The sequence below is a fragment of the Microbacterium pasadenense genome, assembly GCF_047246565.1.
GTDB lineage: Bacteria > Actinomycetota > Actinomycetes > Actinomycetales > Microbacteriaceae > Microbacterium.
The window spans coordinates 845,503-864,364 of sequence record NZ_JBFOKN010000002.1 but is presented as its reverse complement, the minus strand read 5'-3'; the positions used below and the strand labels follow the sequence as shown (position 1 = coordinate 864,364).

Genomic DNA, 18,862 nt, shown 5'->3' with positions numbered 1-18,862 from the left:
AGGAGAATCCCACCGCATGATCCGCATGACGCTCGCCGAGGTCACCCGTGCCGTCGGCGGCACCCTCCACCTGCACGCATCCGATGCCGACGACACGACCGTCGACGGCGTCGTGGACACCGACTCCCGCGAGATGGGCCCGGGCTCCGTGTTCGTGGCGAAGCCCGGCGACGTGACGGACGGCCACCTGTTCGTGGATGCCGCGGTCCGAGCCGGCGCAGCGCTGGCGATCGTCGAGCACACCGTCGACGCGCCGGTCTCGCAGATCGTCGTCCCGGACGCCGTCGCCGCCCTCGGCGATCTCGCCCGCGAGGTCGTGTCCCGGGTGCGCTCGCGCGGCGACCTGCGCGTGGTGGGCATCACCGGATCCAACGGCAAGACGACCACGAAGAACCTGCTCGCCCGCATCCTGCAGGACGAAGGGCCCACCGTCGCGCCGCGCGCGTCGTTCAACAACGAGGTGGGTGCACCCGTGACGATGCTGCGCGTCGTCGATACGACCCGGTTCCTGGTGAGCGAGCTCGGGGCGTCACGCCCCGGACGCATCGCCGAGCTGGCCGGCCTCATCACGCCCGATGTCGGTGCCGTGCTGATGGTGGGCCTCGCCCACGCCGGCGGCTTCGGCGGTGTCGAGGCCACCCAGAAGGCCAAGCAGGAGCTCATCGAGTCGGTGCGTCCCGGCGGCGTCGCGGTGCTGAACGCCGACGACCCGCGGGTGGCGGCGATGGCGGCCGCGGCCGAGGCGCGCGGTGTCGCCGTCCGGTGGTTCGGTCGGGGCCCCGACGCCGACGTGCGTGCCGAAGACGTCGAGGTGACGGCATCCGGCACCCGCTGCACCATCGTGGTCGGCGGCGAACGGCACCCCCTCGTGCTGCGGGTGCTCGGTGAGCATCACGTCATGAACGCCCTCGCCGCGATCACGATCGCCGGGGTCCTCGGTGTCGCCGCGGCGGACGCCGTCGCACGTCTGGAGACGGTGGAGATCGCGGAGCGCTGGCGCATGCAGCCGCTCGGATCGGACCGCATCCGCATCATCAACGACGCCTACAACGCCAGTCCCGACTCGATGTCGGCGGCGCTGCGGACCGTCGCCCAGATCACCGAGCCGGGTCAGCGGAAGGTGGCCGTCCTCGGCGCCATGAGCGAGCTCGGCGAGCAGGCGGGGGAGGAGCACGACCGCGTCGGGCTGCAGGCCGTGCGCCTGCGCTACGAGCGCATCGTGGTCGTCGGACCGGACGCGCGGCGCCTCTACCTCGCCGCGATCAGCGAGGGCTCGTGGGACGGCGAAGCCGTCTTCTTCGCCAGCGCCGATGAGGCGTTCGACTACCTGCAGACCGAGCTGCGCGACGGCGATCGCGTCCTCGTGAAGTCGTCGAACTCCGCCGGCCTCAGGTTCCTCGGCGATCGTCTGGGAGAATCGTTCTCGTGAGATCTCTCCTTGCCGCTGCGACGATCTCGCTGGCGTTCACCCTGTTCCTGACTCCGCTGTTCATCCGACTCTTCCAGCGGATCGGGTGGGGACAGGTGATCCGCACGCCCGAGGACGTGAACAACCCGAGCCACCACGCCAAGCGCGGCACGCCCACCATGGGCGGGATCGTGTTCATCCTCGGCACCGTGGTCGGGTACTTCGTCGGCACGCTGACCGGCGGGACGGCACCCACCATCTCGGGGATGCTCGTCCTCTGGATGATGGTGGGCCTTGGCGCCGTGGGGTTCATCGACGACTACATGAAGGTGCGTCAGCAGCGGAGCCTCGGGCTGTCGGGCTGGCGCAAGATCGTCGGGCAGATCGCCGTCGCGGTGCCGTTCGGGATCATGGCGCTGAGCTTCCCCAACGCCTACGGCGAGACGCCGGGCTCGCCGTACATCTCGTTCTTCCGGGACATCCCGACGCTGTCGTTCATGGCGCTCGGCGCGGTCGCCGGCTGGATCCTCTATCTCGCGTGGATCTCGTTCATGTCGGTCGCCTGGTCGAACGCGTCGAACCTCACCGACGGCCTCGACGGACTCGCGACCGGCGCCGGCATCTTCACGATCTCGGCCTACAGCCTCGTGACCTTCTGGCAGCTGCAGCAGCGATGCCACTCCACGGCGCTCGCCGCGGAGTACACGTCGGGCTGCTACGACACCCGCGACCCGATGGGCCTCACGATCGTCGCCGCCTCGTTCGTCGGCGCGCTCGTCGGCTTCCTGTGGTGGAACGCGCCCAAGGCGAAGATCTTCATGGGCGATGTGGGCTCCATGGCCATCGGCGGCGTCGTCGTCGCGATGGCGGTCCTCAGCCGCACCCAGATCCTCGCGGTCATCATCGCGGGCGTGTTCATCATCGCCCCGGCATCCGTCATCCTGCAGCGCGCCTACTTCAAGGCCACCGGCGGCAAGCGGCTCTTCCTCATGAGCCCGTTCCACCACCATCTCGAGATGCGCGGGTGGCCGGAGATCACGATCGTGGTCCGCATGTGGATCATCGCGGGCATGCTGGCGGTCTTCGGCGTCGGCCTGTTCTACGTCGGCTGGCTCGCGGCAGTATGACCGGGCGCCTCGACACACTCACCAGCTGGAACGCCGACTGGTCGGGCCTGCGCGTCGCCGTCCTCGGCCTGTCGATGACGGGGTTCTCGGTCGCCGACACGCTGGCCGAACTGGGGGCGGACGTCCTGGTCGTGACGGAACAGGCCTCGGAGGAGTACGCGCGGCTGCTGCCCGTCATCGGTGCGACCCTCTGGGAAGGACCGCTCGACACGGTCCCCGAGGTGCTGCGCGAGTACGCGCCGGAGGTGATCATCGCCTCACCCGGCTTCCCGCCGCACCACCCCGTCGTCGCGTGGGCGCGCGAGCAGGGCATCGCACTGTGGGGCGACCTCGAACTGGCCTGGCGCGTCCGCGACAAAGTCGCGCGCCCGGACGGCACCCCCGCCGACTGGGTGATGATCACGGGCACGAACGGCAAGACGACCACGACGCAGTTGACGGCGTCGATGCTCGTCGCGGGCGGTCTGCGGGCCGCGCCGTGCGGCAACATCGGCGTGCCGGTGCTCGACGCGGTCCGTGATCCGGCCGGGTTCGACGTCCTCGTCGTGGAGGTCTCGAGCCACCAGCTCTGGTACCTGAGCCTCCAGTCGGGTCCCGATCGCGTCTCGCCGTACGCGAGTGTCTGCCTCAACATCGCCGAGGACCACCTCGAATGGCACGGCTCCTTCGCCGCGTACCGCCACGCGAAGGCCTTCGTGTACGAGAACACGCGGGTCGCCTGCGTGTACAACAAGAGCGACGCCGCGACCCGCGAGATGGTCGAGGACGCCGATGTCGTGGACGGATGCCGCGCCATCGGCTTCGACCTGGGCGTGCCCGGCCCGAGCGACGTCGGCATCGTCGACGGCATCCTCGTCGACCGCGCCTTCCTCGAGGAGCGGCGCACCAACGCGCTCGAACTCACCACTCTGGAGGAGCTCGCGGCATCCGCCCTCGCCGCTCCCCACATCGTCGCGAACATCCTCGCGGCGGCCGCCCTCGCCCGGGCGCTCGACGTGGCACCCCTCGCGATCCGCGGCGCGCTCCGCGACTTCCGGCTGGACGCGCACCGCATCGAGGTCGTCGCGGTCGACGCGGGCGTCACCTGGATCGACGACTCCAAGGCCACCAACCCGCATGCGGCCTCCTCGTCGCTCGCGGCCTTCCCCGGTTCGGTGTGGGTCGTCGGCGGCGTCTTCAAGGGCGTGGACGCGAGCGATCTGATCGCCGAGCGCGGACCGCAGGTCAAGGCCGCGATCGTCATCGGCGTCGAGCGGGCCGGGATCACGGCGGCGTTCGCACGACACGCGCCCGCAGTGCCGGTCTTCGAGGTCGACCACACTCAGACTGAAGACGTCATGACCGAGGTCGTCGCGCTCGCGGCGGACGTGGTCCGTGACGGAGACGTGGTCCTCCTCGCTCCGGCCGCGGCATCGTTCGACCAGTTCGCGTCGTACTCGGATCGCGGTCGGCGCTTCGCCGCCGCGGTGCAGGAGCGGATCGGGAAGGATGCCGGTGACCACGACGACCGACCGTCCCGTCCCGGCGGAGCCGGCTGACGACCGACCCGCGTTCCTGGCGAGGGTGAACCTCGGCCGCGTCTTCACGCCGGTGCCGAGCGAGTTCCTGCTCATCCTGTCGACGGCGCTGATCCTCACCGTGTTCGGGCTCGTCATGGTGCTGTCGGCGACCATGGCCACGTCGGTCGGCTCCGACGGCGGGCCGTTCCAGACGGCGATCAAGCAGTCGATGTTCGCCGTCGTCGGCATCCCGCTCATGCTCGTCCTGAGCCGCCTGCCGGTGCTGTTCTGGAAGCGCATCTCCTGGATCGCGCTCGGAGGCGCGCTGGGTCTGCAGATGCTCGTCTTCACGCCGCTCGGCTACTCGTTCGATGGAAACCGCAACTGGGTCTCGATCGCCGGTCAGCAGCTGCAGCCCTCCGAGTTCCTGAAGCTCGCCTTCGCGCTGTGGCTCGGCTACGTGCTGTACCGCAAGCAGACGCTGCTCTCATCGTGGAAGCACGTGTTCATCCCGGTCGTCCCCGTCGCCATCATCGTGATCGGGTCCGTCGTGGCCGGCCGCGACCTCGGCACGGCGATGATCCTCGTGCTCATCCTGCTCGCCGCGCTGTTCTTCTCGGGCGTCAAGTTGCGCCTGTTCATCATCCCGGCGGCCCTCGCCGCCGGCGTCGTCGCCTTCCTGGCGATCTCGAGCCCGAACCGCATGGCTCGCATCATGAGCTTCCTCGATGCGAACTGCATCGACGACTACCTCGACGGCTGCTACCAGCCGCTGCACGGCATCTGGGGCCTCGCGAGCGGCGGGGTCTTCGGGCTCGGGCTCGGCAACTCCCGCGAGAAGTACGCGTGGCTGCCCGCCGCCGCCCACGACTACATCTTCTCGATCGTCGGCGAGGAACTGGGTCTCATCGGCTGCGTCGTCGTCCTCGCCCTGTTCACGCTCTTCGCGATCGGCGCCTTCCACGTCATCCGCAAGACGCCGGACCCCTTCATCCGGATCGCGGCAGGCGGCATCACGGTGTGGATCGTCGGCCAGGCGCTCATCAACATCGGCGTCGTTCTCCGCGTGCTGCCCGTGCTCGGCGTCCCGCTGCCGTTCATGTCGCAGGGCGGCACGTCGCTCGTCTCGGTGCTCATGGCCTGCGGCGCGCTGCTCGCCTTCGCCCGCACCCTGCCCGCCTCGCAGCCGGCGGCTGCCGCGGGCGGCGTCGCTCCCCGCCGGTAGGCTCGATCCGGTGACGACGTACCTTCTGGCCGGCGGCGGGACCGCAGGCCACGTGAACCCGCTGCTCGCCGTCGCGGACGCCCTGCGCGCCCGCGAGCCCGAGGCGACGGTGCTCGTCCTCGGCACCCGCGAGGGGCTCGAGGCGCGGCTCGTGCCGCTCCGCGGCTACGAGCTGCTGTTCGTCGACAAGGTGCCCTTCCCGCGCCGGCCGAACGCGGCCGCCCTCCGCTTCCCCGCCCGGTTCGCGCGAGCGATGCGCCAGGTGCGCGCTCACATCCGCGACCGCGGTGTCGACGTCATCGTGGGGTTCGGCGGCTATGCGTCCGCCCCCGCGTACCTCGCCGCGCAGCGATCGCACGTCCCCTACGTCGTGCACGAGGCGAACGCCAAGCCCGGCCTCGCCAACATCCTCGGCGCCCGCCGGGCCGCGGCATCCGGCGTCGCCTTCGACGGCACGCCGCTGCGCGGCGCGGAGGTCGTCGGCATGCCGCTGCGCCCCGAGATCGTCTCGCTGGATCGGGAGGGCCTCCGGAGTGAGGCGGCCGCCGCCTTCGGACTCGACCCTGCGCGTCCGGTGCTGCTGGTGTTCGGCGGTTCGCTCGGTGCCCGGCGGCTGAACGCGGCCTTCGCCGAGGCGTGGCGCGATGTGACGGATGCCGGCTGGCAGATCCTGCACGCGGTGGGGGAGCGGAACGAGCTCGCCGATCCGGGCGACCCGTCGTACCGTGTGGTCCCCTACATCGACCGGATGGACCTCGCCTTCGCGCTCGCGGACGTCATCGTGTCGCGCTCCGGCGCCGCCACGGTGAGCGAGATCAGCGCGCTCGGACTCCCCGCGATCTACGTGCCGTACGCCGTCGGAAACGGCGAGCAGGCGCTGAACGCGGCATCGGCGGTGCGCGCCGGGGCGGCGATCCTGATCGACGACGCGTCGTTCACGGCTGACCGGGTGCGCTCGCACGTCGTGCCGCTCATCCGCGACGCCGACGCCCTCACCCGGATGCGCGCCGCGGCGGCCGGCGTCGGCACGCGCACCGGCAGCGAGAACGTCGTCGCGCTCATCGACCGCGCGCGGGGGCGCTGACCACCGGCCGACGGCCCGCGGCCGCGGGAGACGGTGCGGAACGGATGCCCGGGTCGGCGCAGCGCGCCGCAGCGAACGTCCGGGGTCGCCGACCTAGACTTGTCTGGCCATGATTCGACCCGATCTCACGCTCCCGATGCCCTCGGACATCACCGCCGCCCACTTCATCGGGATCGGCGGGTCCGGCATGTCGGGCCTCGCCGGGATGTTCCTCGACCGTGGCATCCGCGTGTCGGGATCCGACCGCTCCGACAGCGCCGCGATGCAGGCCCTCGCCGCTCGCGGTGCCGTCGTCTCGGTGGGTCACGCCGCGGCGAACCTGCCGGACGACGTCGACGCCGTCGTCTTCACCGGCGCCATCTGGCCCGAGAACCCCGAGTACCTGCGGGCGAAGGACCGCGGCGTCGCCGTGCTGCACCGCTCGCAGGCACTGCACTGGCTCGTCGGCGGACGTCGACTGGTGAGCGTCGCCGGAGCCCACGGCAAGACCACGTCGACCGGCATGATCGTGACGGCGCTGCGGGCGGCCGGCGCCGACCCCACGTTCGTCAACGGCGGTGTCATCGCGTCCCTCGGCGTCTCGAGCGCGACCGGGTCGGACGACGTGTTCGTCATCGAGGCGGATGAGTCGGACGGCTCCTTCCTGCTCTACGACACGGCCGTCGCCCTGATCACCAACGTCGATCCGGACCACCTCGACCACTGGGGTTCCCGCGAGGCCTTCTACGACGGCTTCGTCCGATTCGCCGACGCCGCCCGCGAGGCCGTCGTCATCTCGGCCGACGATGCCGGCGCCCGCGAGGTCCGCGCGTCGCTGAGCCACTCCCGCGTGCTGACGTTCGGCGAGTCCGAGGGCGCGGACGTGCGCGTGACCGACATCGTCACGGACGGTCCGGTGTCCTTCACGCTGCACCACGGCGATGCCACGGCCTCGGGACGCCTCGCCGTGCCGGGTTCCCACAACGCCGTGAACGCCGCGGGGGCCGTCGCGGTGCTGCTCACCCTCGGCTACGACCTCGAGCCCGCGCTGCGGGCGGTCGAGGAGTTCGGCGGCACCGTCCGGCGCTTCGAGCTGCACGGCATCCGTTCCGGTGTCAGCGTGTACGACGACTACGCCCACCACCCGACCGAGGTCGCCGCGGCGCTCTCCGCCGCCCGCACCGTCGTGGGCGAGGGGCGCATCATCGCGCTCCACCAGCCGCACACCTATTCGCGCACGCAGGCCATGTACCGCGAGTTCGCGGACGTCCTCGAGTCGCACGCCGACCACACCGTCGTCCTGGACGTGTACGGCGCGCGCGAGGACCCGGTGCCCGGCGTCACGGGCGAGCTCGTGAGCGGCGCCTTCACGGATGCCGATCGGGTGCACTTCGTCGCCGACTGGCAGCAGGCGGCCGACTACACGGCGTCCGTCGCGCAGCCCGGGGACTACGTCATCACCCTCGGCTGCGGCGACGTGTACCGCATCATCCCTCAGGTCCTGAGCGCACTCGGGTCGGAGCAGGACTAGCGATGCGACGGCCGTCTCCGCTGCCGTCGACGCCGCCGGCGCATTCCTCGGCCGAGCCGTCCGACGGGTCGGGTGCGCAGGGCGACACGGGTGGACCCGATCGGTCCGAGCCGCTCCTGCCGGCCCCGGCGCGCCGACCCGCCGGAAGCGCCCGTCGCTCGGGTGCCGGACCCGCCGACACCGTCCACGACGATCCGGCGCCGTTCTCCGCGGACCGGGCGGCCGGCCCGGCGGCGCCGGGCCCCCACGACGAGACCGTCCCGCTCGAGCCGTTCGGCGAGTCGGGACCCCTCGCCCCGGTGGTGCCGTTCGCCCCACCGGTTGACGGGCGGGTCGAGCCGGACGACGACGTCGCCTCGGCTCCCGCCGACTCACCGCCGACCGATCGCACCGGCGACACCGACCTCACCGCCGACGCTCCGGAGGACCGGCCCCTCGGCTGGCGGGACGTGTGGACCGCCGCCCGTGCCCGGCGCCGGGCGCTGCGCCGCGAGATCCGACGGTTCACGGCCCGCCAGCGCCGCCGCCGCAATGCGTGGATCGCGGGGCTCGGCGCGGTCGTGATCGTCGGGCTGGGGGCCGTCGCCACCGCGTACAGCCCGCTGTTCGCCGTCTCGGAGATCACGGTGGTCGGGACCGACCGCCTCGACGCCGACGCCGTCGAGGCGGCGCTGGGCGGCCAGATGGGCATCCCGCTCGCGCTCGTCGACTCGAGCGAGGTGAAGGCGGCGCTCGTCGGGTTCCCGCTCGTGGAGACCTACACCGTCGAGGCGCGCCCGCCGCAGGAGCTCGTCGTGCGGATCGTCGAGCGCACCCCGATCGGGTCGGTGTCGTCGAAGGCCGGTCACACCCTCGTGGACGCCGCGGGCGTGGCCCTGCAGACGACGAAGAAGGCGCCGAAGGGCTACCCGCGTCTCGACGTCGCGGGCGGCCCGGGCTCGCGGGCCTTCGGCGCCACCGGGGCGGTGTACCGCTCCCTGCCCGAGGACCTGCGCACGCGGGTGAGCGCCATGTCCGCCACGACCCCGAACGACGTCACCCTGACGATCGACGGCGCGGACGTGCTGTGGGGGAGCAGCGCCGACTCCGCGGAGAAGGCGGTCGTCCTCGCCGCCGCGATGAGCGCCAGCCCTCCCGACGAGGTCGAGATGTACGACATCTCCTCGCCCGGCGCCGTCGTCATCCGCTGATCACGGACCCGATCTCGCGACACGCCCGCACCGGTGCCGTCGCGCGTCCCGACCGCGCCTACTTTCGGAATCAGGAATTGCATACCGGGCAATTCTTTAAACCTCTGGTTGAGGTTGAAGGTTTAACCCACGGTGTGGACGATACGGAGGCCGGCGTGAGCCAGAACCAGAACTACCTTGCAGTCATCAAGGTCGTTGGCGTGGGCGGTGGCGGTGTCAACGCCGTCAATCGCATGATCGAGCTCGGCCTGCGCGGCGTCGAGTTCATCGCCGTCAACACGGATGCCCAGGCGCTGCTGATGAGCGACGCCGACATCAAGCTCGACGTCGGTCGTGAGCTGACGCGAGGCCTCGGAGCGGGTGCCGACCCCGAGGTGGGTCGCCGCGCCGCAGAGGACCACGCCGAGGAGATCGAGGAGGCCCTCGCCGGCGCCGACATGGTCTTCGTCACCGCCGGAGAGGGCGGCGGCACCGGCACCGGCGGCGCCCCCGTCGTCGCCCGGATCGCGAAGTCGATCGGCGCGCTGACCATCGGTGTCGTCACGAAGCCGTTCTCGTTCGAGGGTCGCCGCCGGCAGACCCAGGCCGAGACCGGCGTGGCGAAGCTGAAGGAAGAGGTCGACACCCTCATCGTGGTGCCGAACGACCGCCTGCTCGAGATCAGCGACCGCGGCATCTCGATGATCGAGGCGTTCGCGACCGCCGACCAGGTCCTCCTCGCCGGTGTCCAGGGCATCACCGACCTCATCACGACGCCCGGTCTCATCAACCTCGACTTCGCCGACGTCAAGTCGGTCATGCAGGGTGCCGGCTCGGCGCTCATGGGCATCGGCTCCGCGCGCGGCGCCGACCGCGCCATCAAGGCTGCAGAGCTGGCGGTCGAGTCGCCGCTGCTCGAGGCCTCGATCGAGGGTGCGCACGGCGTGCTGCTCTCGATCCAGGGCGGCTCCAACCTCGGCATCTTCGAGATCAACGACGCGGCGCAGCTGGTGAAGGAGGCCGCGCACCCCGAGGCCAACATCATCTTCGGAACCGTCATCGACGACACCCTCGGCGACGAGGTGCGGGTCACCGTCATCGCCGCCGGCTTCGACGGCGGCGAGCCGTCGGCGAAGGTGGAGCCGATCATGGCGACGCGTCCCGCCAGCGCCCCGGTGCTGCCGCCGCTGCCCGCCGACACGGTCGCCCGCGACCTGGCCGCCGCCGAGGCGGCCGCGCCGCGCGAGTCGGTCTCGGTCTCGGCTCCGGCCTCGAGCTCCGAGTACGACTCGGCCTTCGGCGACGACGACCTCGACATCCCCGATTTCCTGAAGTAAGCCGGTGGATCTCCGGTCGCGGCTCGCCGACGTCGACGCGCGCATCGCGGATGCCGCTCGGTCGGCGGGCCGCGATCCGTCCAGCCTGACTCGCATCGTCGTCACGAAGTTCCATCCGGTCTCGCTCATCGACGACCTCGCCGCCCTCGGCGTGCACGACGTGGGGGAGAACCGGCAGCAGGAGCTGACGGCGAAGCGGGCGGACTACGCGGGGGAGCCGCTGCGCTGGCACTTCATCGGGCAGGCGCAGACCAACAAGGCCCGCGCCATCCGGCTCGCGGCGGACGCCGTGCATTCCGTCGACCGCCCCCGCCTGGCGGACGCGCTGCACGCAGCCCGGCCCGAGGAGGACATCGCAGGCCCCCTCGATGTCCTGCTGCAGGTGAACCTCACCGACGACCCGGGTCGCGGCGGCGTGGCGGTGGACGGTGTCACCGCTCTGGCGGAGCATGTCGCGGCATCCTGCCCCTCACTGCGCCTGCGGGGCGTCATGGGGGTCGCACCGCTCGACGAAGCCCCCGCCGCCGCCTTCGCGCGGCTCGCGGCGTGCGCAGCGGACGTGCGACGCGTCGTGCCGGACGCCGCCTGGATCTCCGCCGGGATGACCGGCGACTTCGTCGACGCGATCGCGGCGGGTGCGACACACCTGCGGATCGGGTCGGCAATCACGGGCCCGCGGCCCGTGCACGGATAGCCTCGACACAGACGAGCAAACGGAGGATGCGATGTCGAACCCGCTCAAGAAGACCATGGTTTACCTGGGCCTCGCCGATGAGGAAGAGGTCTACGAGGAGCCGGCTCCGCGCCGTGAGAAGCAGGTCGAGAACAAGACCGCACCGGTGACGCCGATCCACCGGCCGGCCGTGGTCCGTCAGGCTGCACCGGCCGCCATCAGCGAGATCGTCACCGTCCACCCGAAGCAGTACCGCGACGCGCAGGCGATCGCCGAGAACTTCCGCGACGGCATCCCGATCATCATCAACCTCTCGCAGATGAGCGACGCCGACGCGCGCCGCCTCATCGACTTCGCGAGCGGTCTGTCGCTGGGTCTGTACGGCCGTATCGAGCGGGTCACCAGCAAGGTGTTCCTGCTCTCGCCCGAGAACATCGCAGTGTCGGGTGAGGGGGCGATCGCTCAGGGCGACGCCGACTCCACCCCGTTCACCTCCTGACGTCGTGCAGATCGTCGGCTTCATCGCCGGAGTCCTCAACACGCTGCTGCTGATCTACGTGCTGTTCCTCCTGGCGCGCCTGATCCTCGAGTACATCCCGATGTTCAATCGCGAGTGGCGCCCCCGGGGCGCCGGCCTCGTGGTGGCGGAAGCGGTCTTCACGATCACCGATCCGCCGCTGCGGTTCTTCCGCCGCATCCTCCCGCCGCTGCGCATCGGGCCGATCGCCCTCGACCTGGGCTATCCGGTCACGATGCTCTGCTGTTTCGTCCTGTTGTCCGTCACGCAGGTGCTGAGCCGGCTCTGACTCGAGTCCCACCCCGCCGTGGGTGCGGACTATGCTGTCGGGGTACGGCTCGCGCCCCGCGGGTCATCTGTTGACTGGCCCGCCTCCTGAGCCCCGAAAGAGGAAAGACACATGCCTTTGACTCCTGAAGACGTTGTCACAAAGCAGTTCCAGCACGTCCGGTTCAAGGAGGGTTTCGACCCGGACGAGGTCGATGACTTCCTCGACGAGATCGTCGTCGAGTGGCGCAAGACCATCGCTGAGAACGAGGAACTGAAGGCCAAGCTGGCCGCCTACGAGTCGGGCGAGACCCCCGCCGAGGCTCCGGCCGCCGACGAGGCCCCCGAGCCCGTCGCCGAGGCCCCCGCCGAGCAGCCGGCACCGGCCGAGGCTCCCGCCGAGCCCACCGGCGCCCTCGCTCCCGCGGCCGCCTCCGCCGGCATCATCGAGCTGGCCCAGCGCCTGCACGACGAGCACGTCGCCGAAGGAAAGGCCCAGAAGGAGAAGCTCGTCGCCGAGGCGCAGGCCGAGGCCGACTCGATCCTCACCGAGGCCCGCACGAAGGCACGTGAGGAGATGACGCGCCTGGAGAACGAGCGCGGCACCCTCGAGACCCGCATCGGCGAGCTCCGCCAGTTCGAGCGCGACTACCGCGTCCAGCTGCGCGGCTTCATCGAAGAGAAGCTCCGCGACCTCGACGTGGCAGGCACGTCGGGCGCCACGCCCATCGCGTCCTGACACTCGACGCCTTGTCGAGCAGAACGCCTCTGCGTACTGCGGCGGCCGGCACCATCATCGCGATCCTCGCGGTGGTGGTGCTGGCCGCTGATCAGTTCACCAAGTACCTCGCCCTCCAGGACCTCCCCTACCAGGAGACGGTTCCCGTGCTCGGCGACTTCCTCCAGCTGTACCTGACCCGCAATCCCGGCGCCGCGTTCTCGCTCGGCGAGGGCGTCACGTGGGTCTTCACCCTCGTCATGGCCGCCGCCGCCGTCGCCATCGTCGTCCTCGCGGCGACGCGCGTCCGCTCCCGGGCGTGGGCCGTGATCCTCGGTCTGCTGCTCGGCGGCATCCTCGGGAACCTGACCGACCGCGTGCTCCGGGAGCCGGGTCTCCTCGTCGGTCATGTCGTCGACTTCATCCACACGCCGTGGATGTGGCTCGGCTTCCCCTCGGCGATCTACAACATCGCGGACATGTTCATCGTCACGATGATGATCTCGGTCGCCGTGCTCGTCCTGCTCGGCGTCCGCTTCGACGGCAGTCGCGAGAAGGACGACGTCGCCGCGGAGCCCGCCGTCGAGAAGACCGACTGAGATGCCCACCCGCGCTCTCCCCGTCCCGGACGGGCTCGACGGCGTCCGCGTGGATGCCGCGCTGGCGAAGCTGCTGGGGTTCTCGCGCACCTTCGGCGCCGAGGTCGCCGAAGCGGGCGGCGTCGCCGTCGACGGTCGCACGGCCGGCAAGTCGGACAAGCTCGTCGCCGGCGGCTGGCTGGAGGTGACGTGGGAGGACAAGCGCGAGCCCGAGATCGTTCCGATCGCGGTTCCCGATCTCGGCATCGTCCACGACGATGACGAGATCGTCGTCGTCGACAAGCCCGCGGGCGTCGCCGCCCATCCCTCCCTGGGCTGGGAGGGGCCGACCGTCGTGGGCGCCCTCGCCGCGGCGGGCTTCCGGATCGCGACGTCGGGGGCTGCCGAACGGCAGGGCGTCGTCCATCGCCTCGATGTCGGGACGAGCGGCCTGATGGTGGTCGCGAAGACCGAGCGCGCCTACACCGCCCTGAAACGCGCCTTCAAGGAGCGTGAGGTCGACAAGATCTACCACGCCGTCGTGCAGGGGCATCCCGACCCGCTGACCGGCACGATCGACGCGCCGATCGGTCGGCATCCCAGCCACTCCTGGAAGTTCGCGGTGACGCCCACCGGCAAGGACTCCGTCACCCACTACGAGACGCTCGAGGCGTTCCCCGGCGCGTCGCTGCTCGAGGTGCACCTCGAAACCGGGCGCACCCACCAGATCCGCGTGCACATGGCGGCGCACCGGCATCCGTGCGTGGGAGACCCGCTGTACGGGGCCGACCCGACCGTGGCGCAGCGCCTGGGGCTGACCCGGCAGTGGCTGCACGCCCGCGAGCTGTCGTTCGCGCATCCCGTGACGACCGACTGGGTGACGTTCGCATCCGACTATCCGGCCGACCTGGCCCACGCTCTCGACCTGCTGCGCGGCGACTGACCCGCTGACCGGCGGGAACGGATCCCGCGCTCACGGGGAGGGTCGTGCCCGACCGGAGGTCGTGGCATCCTGTTCGCCATGTCCATCGAGGTGCGGGCGGCGACCGAGTTCGCCGATGTCGCCACCATGCTCGGGCCTCGGCGACCGGACGCCGACGTCTGCTGGTGCCTCAGCTATCGGGTGGCTGCCAAGGAGAACGCGGCGCTGCATCGCGAGGCGCGGGGCGACCGCATCCGCGAGCTCATGCGGCGGGGGCCGCCGGGCGTCCTGGCCTACGACGGGGACGAGGTCGTCGGGTGGGCTGCGGTGCACCCGCGCGCCGACACCTCCTTCGCGACGAACCGGAGGATCCCGCACCTCGACGACCTGGACGTGTGGAGCGTCTGGTGCATCCGGGTGCGCCCGGGGCATCGGGGCGCCGGACTGTCGCACGCACTCCTTGCCGGCGCCGTCGACTACGCGCGGACGAGCGGCGCCCCCGCCGTGGAGGGGTATCCCGTCGACAACGGCGGCGAGAAGGTCGACCTGACGATGGCGTACGTCGGCACGCGGTCCCTGTTCGAACGGGCCGGCTTCCGCAAGGCGGCGGACACGACGTCGACGCTGAACGGGTTCCCCCGCGTGCTGATGCGGCTCGATCTGGGCTGAGTCAGCGGCCGCCGGCGAACGACGCGGGGTCGTCCTCCGCGATCGCCAGGGCGATCTTGCGGACGTGCGACTGCTCCACCTCGACGAGTTCGCCGAGACCGTACCAGCCGACCTCGGTGACCTCGCCGTCGGCGGGGTGGGGCTCGCCCGACACCCAGTCGGCACGGAACACGAGGTCGAGGTAGTCCACCTGGTCGCCGTTGTCGTAGACGATGCGGGGGACCTGCTGGACGTGTGCGAGCCGGGTGACCCGGACGGTGACCCCGGCCTCCTCGAGGCACTCGCGGACGACCGCGTCGGCCGGCTCCTCGCCGGGGTCGACGATCCCCGAGACCGGCTGCCACGAGCCGTTGTCCGCGCGGCGGCCGATCAGGACCTTCTCGTCCTTGAAGACGATTGCCGTCACCCCGACGAGGGGCAGGGGAGCGGTGCCGATCTTCTCGCGCAGCGACAGGACGAAGTCAGGAGTGGCCATGCCGCCAGCCTAGGGTTCCCGGTCGCGGATGCCGGAACGCTCACCTTCACGTCGAACCTGAACCCACCTGCGCGGCGGACGGCGATCCCGGGCCGAGGATGTCGGGCGGCTTCGTAGACTCGGGGGGTGGCATCCGATTCCTTCGTCCATCTGCACGTGCACAGCGAATACTCGATGCTCGACGGCGCCGCCAAGATCAACGCGATGACGCAGGCTGCGGCCGAGTACGGGATGCCGGCCATCGCCGTCACCGACCACGGCAACACCTTCGCCGCGTTCGAGTTCTACCGCGCCGCGAAGAACGCCGGGGTGAAGCCCATCATCGGCCTCGAGGCGTACGTCACCCCCGGCACCCACCGAAGCGACAAGTCCCGGGTCGCGTGGGGCTCGCCCGACCAGAAGAGCGACGACGTCTCGGGGTCGGGCGCCTACACCCACATGACCATGTGGAGCCAGAGCACCGAGGGCATGCACAACCTCTTCCGGCTCAGTTCACGCTCGAGCATGGAGGGCTACTACTTCAAGCCGCGCATGGACCGCGAGCTGCTGCAGACCTACGGCAAGGGGCTCATCGCGACGACGGGATGCCCCTCGGGCGAGGTGCAGACCCGCCTGCGACTGGGACAGTACGAGGCGGCACGGGCGGCGGCGGCAGAGTTCCAGGACATCTTCGGCAAGGAGAACTACTTCGCCGAGATCATGGACCACGGTCTCTCCATCGAGCGCCGGGTCATGACCGACCTGCTGCGGCTCGCGAAGGACCTCGACATCCCGCTCGTCGCGACGAACGACTCGCACTACACCCACCAGCACGAGGCCGACGCCCACGAGGCCCTGCTCTGCGTGCAGTCGGGTTCGACGCTCGACGACCCGAACCGCTTCAAGTTCGACGGCGACGGCTACTACATCAAGACGGCGCAGGAGATGCGCCAGCTCTTCCGCGACCACCCCGAGGCGTGTGACAACACCCTGCTCATCGCGGAGCGGTGCGAGGTCGGGTTCAACACCTCCGCCAACTACATGCCGCGGTTCCCGGTGCCCGACGGCGAGACCGAGGACAGCTGGCTCATCAAGGAGGTGGAGAACGGGCTCCACTACCGGTACCCCGCCGGGATCCCCGACCGCGTGCGCGCGCAGGCCGAGTACGAGACCGGGATCATCCTGCAGATGGGGTTCCCCGGCTACTTCCTCGTCGTCGCGGACTTCATCAACTGGGCCAAGGACCACGGCATCCGGGTCGGCCCCGGGCGCGGCTCCGGTGCCGGGTCCATGGTGGCGTACGCGATGCGCATCACCGACCTCGACCCGCTCGAGCACGGGCTCATCTTCGAGCGCTTCCTCAACCCGGACCGCGTGTCGATGCCCGACTTCGATGTCGACTTCGACGATCGGCGTCGCGGCGAGGTCATCGACTACGTCACCGAGAAGTACGGCTCCGAGCGCGTGGCGCAGATCGTGACGTACGGCACCATCAAGTCGAAGCAGGCCCTGAAGGATGCCGGTCGTGTGCTCGGCTTCCCGTTCAGCATGGGCGAGCGCCTCACCAAGGCGATGCCGCCCCCGGTCATGGGCAAGGACATGCCGCTGGACGGCATGTTCGATTCTGCGCACCCGCGGTACAAGGAGGCCAGCGAGTTCCGTGCGCTGATCGACACGGACGCCGAGGCCAAGACGGTCTTCGAGCGCGCGCTCGGACTCGAGGGGCTGAAGCGCCAGTGGGGCGTGCACGCCGCCGGTGTCATCATGTCGTCCGAGCCGCTGCTCGACATCATCCCGATCATGCGCCGCGAGCAGGACGGCCAGATCGTCACGCAGTTCGACTATCCGTCCTGCGAGACGCTCGGTCTCATCAAGATGGACTTCCTGGGGCTCCGGAACCTCACGATCATCTCCGACGCGCTCGACAACATCCGCTCGAACCGCGGCGAGGAGATCGACCTCGACAAGCTGCCACTGGACGACCGTGCGGCCTACGACCTGCTGACCCGCGGCGACACCCTCGGCGTGTTCCAGCTCGACGGCGGTCCCATGCGGTCGCTGCTGCGGCTCATGAAGCCCGACAACTTCGAGGACATCTCGGCCGTCATCGCCCTGTACCGTCCGGGCCCGATGGGGGCGAACTCGCACACGAACTACGCGCTGCGGAAGAACGGCCTCCAGCCCATCACGCCGATCCATCCCGAGCTCGAGGAGCCACTGCGGGACATCCTCGACACCACGTACGGCTTGATCATCTATCAAGAGCAGGTCATGGCGATCGCGCAGAAGGTGGCCGGGTTCTCGCTCGGCCAGGCCGACATCCTGCGCCGCGCCATGGGAAAGAAGAAGAAGTCCGAGCTCGACAAGCAGTACGAGGGCTTCTCGGGCGGCATGAAGGAGCGGGGCTTCGGCGAGGCGGCGATCAAGGCGCTGTGGGACATCCTGCTGCCCTTCTCCGACTACGCCTTCAACAAGGCGCACTCCGTCGCGTACGGACTGGTCTCGTACTGGACCGCCTACCTCAAAGCCCATTACCCCGCCGAGTACATGGCGGCGCTGCTCACGAGCGTCGGCGACTCGAAGGACAAGATGGCGGTCTACTTGAACGAATGCCGCCGCATGGGCATCCGGGTGCTGCCGCCGGACGTCGCGGAGTCGATCCGGTACTTCGCCGCCGTCGGCCAGGACATCCGCTTCGGTCTCGGTGCGGTCCGCAATGTCGGCGCGAACGTCGTCGACGGGATCATCGCCGGGCGCGAGGACGGCCCCTACACGAGCTTCCACGACTTCCTGGCGCGGGTGCCGGCGCACGTCGCCAACAAGCGCACGGTCGAGTCGCTGATCAAGGCCGGCGGGTTCGACTCGCTCGGCGCGACGCGTCGTGCCCTCATGGAGATCCACGAGGACGCCACCGAGCAGGCCGTCCTCGACAAGAGGCGCGAGGCGAACGGCGAGGTCGGGTTCGACTTCGACAGCCTGTGGGGCGACGACGAGCCGCAGCAGGCGGCCCGTGTGCCGGAGCGCCCGGAGTGGACCAAGAAGGACAAGCTGGCGTTCGAGCGCGAGATGCTCGGCCTCTACGTCTCCGACCACCCGCTGGCCGGGCTGGAGATCCCCCTCGCCAAGCACGCGTCGACGTCGATCCACGACCTGCTGGCATCCGACGACATCAACGACGGCGACCAGGTCACCATCGCCGGACTCGTGACGAGCGTGCAGCATCGCGTGGCGAAGCAGAGCGGCAACCCCTACGGCATGATCACCGTCGAGGACTTCGACGGTGAGGTCACCGTCATGTTCATGGGCAAGACGTACACCGAGTTCCAGTCGATGCTGCAGGCCGATGCGATCCTCGTCGTGCGGGGGCGTGTGTCGCAGCGCGACGACGGCCGCAACCTGCACGGACAGTCCGCCTTCTCGCCGGACCTGGGCGCCGTGGACGCCTCGGGACCCCTCGTGCTGCTGATCCCCGAGCATCGGGCCAGCGAGACCACCATCGGTCAGCTCGCGGCGGTGTTCGACCGGCACCCCGGGTCGACCGAGGTGACGCTGAAGCTGCACCGGGGCGGAACCGCGAAGGTGTTCGAGGTGCCGGCCCAGGTCGGCGTGTCGGTGGACCTGTACGGCGAGCTCAAGGGGCTGCTCGGCCCGCAGTGCCTGGGCTGAACCGCGCGGGCCGACGAGGGTAGGATCGCAGGCGGCGTG

17 protein-coding genes are annotated in these 18,862 nt (G+C 70.3%); 16 read left to right on the top strand and 1 reads right to left on the bottom strand.

Annotation, left to right across the window (positions count from 1 at the left end):
- Nucleotides 1-16 precede the first annotated feature (16 nt).
- The 15 genes from AB3M83_RS10325 (at nucleotide 17) to AB3M83_RS10255 (ending at nucleotide 14,703) form a co-directional block, all read left to right on the top strand.
- Nucleotides 17-1,429: a UDP-N-acetylmuramoyl-tripeptide--D-alanyl-D-alanine ligase gene (locus AB3M83_RS10325; protein ID WP_412947738.1), complete on the top strand. Its 1,413-nt coding sequence runs from the start codon at nucleotides 17-19 to the stop codon at nucleotides 1,427-1,429.
- A complete protein-coding gene (gene mraY / locus AB3M83_RS10320; protein ID WP_412947736.1) occupies nucleotides 1,426-2,535 on the top strand; it encodes a phospho-N-acetylmuramoyl-pentapeptide-transferase in 1,110 nt (369 codons plus the stop codon). Before AB3M83_RS10325 ends, mraY begins: the two co-directional genes overlap by 4 nt.
- Nucleotides 2,532-4,073, top strand: a complete 1,542-nt coding sequence (gene murD, locus AB3M83_RS10315; RefSeq protein ID WP_412947733.1) for a UDP-N-acetylmuramoyl-L-alanine--D-glutamate ligase — start codon at nucleotides 2,532-2,534, stop codon at nucleotides 4,071-4,073. The genes mraY and murD overlap by 4 nt, the downstream gene beginning before the upstream one ends.
- Nucleotides 4,030-5,259, top strand: a complete 1,230-nt coding sequence (gene ftsW, locus AB3M83_RS10310; protein ID WP_412947731.1) for a putative lipid II flippase FtsW — start codon at nucleotides 4,030-4,032, stop codon at nucleotides 5,257-5,259. Before murD ends, ftsW begins: the two co-directional genes overlap by 44 nt.
- A gap of 10 nt (nucleotides 5,260-5,269) precedes the next feature.
- Nucleotides 5,270-6,343 carry a UDP-N-acetylglucosamine--N-acetylmuramyl-(pentapeptide) pyrophosphoryl-undecaprenol N-acetylglucosamine transferase gene (locus AB3M83_RS10305; RefSeq protein WP_412947729.1) on the top strand — a complete coding sequence of 358 codons (1,074 nt, stop codon included), beginning with the start codon at nucleotides 5,270-5,272 and terminating at the stop codon, nucleotides 6,341-6,343.
- Between the two features lie 109 nt (nucleotides 6,344-6,452).
- The gene (murC, locus tag AB3M83_RS10300; RefSeq protein ID WP_412947728.1) at nucleotides 6,453-7,853 is read left to right on the top strand and encodes a UDP-N-acetylmuramate--L-alanine ligase; all 1,401 of its coding nucleotides are present in this window, start codon (nucleotides 6,453-6,455) and stop codon (nucleotides 7,851-7,853) included.
- A gap of 2 nt (nucleotides 7,854-7,855) precedes the next feature.
- Entirely contained in the window at nucleotides 7,856-9,043 is a 1,188-nt protein-coding gene (locus AB3M83_RS10295; RefSeq protein ID WP_412947726.1) for an FtsQ-type POTRA domain-containing protein, read from the top strand.
- 155 nt (nucleotides 9,044-9,198) lie between these two features.
- Nucleotides 9,199-10,359 carry a cell division protein FtsZ gene (ftsZ, locus tag AB3M83_RS10290; RefSeq protein WP_412947724.1) on the top strand — a complete coding sequence of 387 codons (1,161 nt, stop codon included), beginning with the start codon at nucleotides 9,199-9,201 and terminating at the stop codon, nucleotides 10,357-10,359.
- Nucleotides 10,360-10,363: 4 nt separating this feature from the next.
- A complete protein-coding gene (locus AB3M83_RS10285) occupies nucleotides 10,364-11,053 on the top strand; it encodes a YggS family pyridoxal phosphate-dependent enzyme (RefSeq protein ID WP_412947722.1) in 690 nt (229 codons plus the stop codon).
- A gap of 31 nt (nucleotides 11,054-11,084) precedes the next feature.
- Entirely contained in the window at nucleotides 11,085-11,531 is a 447-nt protein-coding gene (locus AB3M83_RS10280) for a cell division protein SepF (protein ID WP_412947721.1), read from the top strand.
- Nucleotides 11,532-11,535: 4 nt separating this feature from the next.
- Nucleotides 11,536-11,838: a YggT family protein gene (locus AB3M83_RS10275; RefSeq protein WP_412947720.1), complete on the top strand. Its 303-nt coding sequence runs from the start codon at nucleotides 11,536-11,538 to the stop codon at nucleotides 11,836-11,838.
- 111 nt (nucleotides 11,839-11,949) lie between these two features.
- Complete coding sequence (locus AB3M83_RS10270; RefSeq protein ID WP_412947719.1) at nucleotides 11,950-12,555, top strand: DivIVA domain-containing protein; 606 nt, start codon at nucleotides 11,950-11,952, stop codon at nucleotides 12,553-12,555.
- Nucleotides 12,556-12,566: 11 nt separating this feature from the next.
- Nucleotides 12,567-13,133 carry a signal peptidase II gene (lspA, locus tag AB3M83_RS10265; RefSeq protein WP_412947718.1) on the top strand — a complete coding sequence of 189 codons (567 nt, stop codon included), beginning with the start codon at nucleotides 12,567-12,569 and terminating at the stop codon, nucleotides 13,131-13,133.
- A 1-nt stretch (nucleotide 13,134) separates the two neighbouring features.
- Nucleotides 13,135-14,055: an RluA family pseudouridine synthase gene (locus AB3M83_RS10260; RefSeq protein WP_412947717.1), complete on the top strand. Its 921-nt coding sequence runs from the start codon at nucleotides 13,135-13,137 to the stop codon at nucleotides 14,053-14,055.
- 78 nt (nucleotides 14,056-14,133) lie between these two features.
- Nucleotides 14,134-14,703, top strand: coding sequence for a GNAT family N-acetyltransferase (locus AB3M83_RS10255; RefSeq protein WP_412947716.1), 570 nt, complete (start codon nucleotides 14,134-14,136; stop codon nucleotides 14,701-14,703).
- Nucleotide 14,704: 1 nt separating this feature from the next.
- On the opposite strand, the gene AB3M83_RS10250 is transcribed toward AB3M83_RS10255, so the two are convergent.
- Nucleotides 14,705-15,178: an NUDIX hydrolase gene (locus AB3M83_RS10250; RefSeq protein ID WP_412947715.1), complete on the bottom strand. Its 474-nt coding sequence runs from the start codon at nucleotides 15,176-15,178 to the stop codon at nucleotides 14,705-14,707.
- Nucleotides 15,179-15,304: 126 nt separating this feature from the next.
- Between AB3M83_RS10250 and dnaE the strand changes: the two genes are divergently transcribed.
- On the top strand, nucleotides 15,305-18,823 hold the full coding sequence (gene dnaE, locus AB3M83_RS10245) for a DNA polymerase III subunit alpha (RefSeq protein WP_412947714.1): 3,519 nt from the start codon (nucleotides 15,305-15,307) through the stop codon (nucleotides 18,821-18,823).
- Nucleotides 18,824-18,862 lie beyond the last annotated feature (39 nt).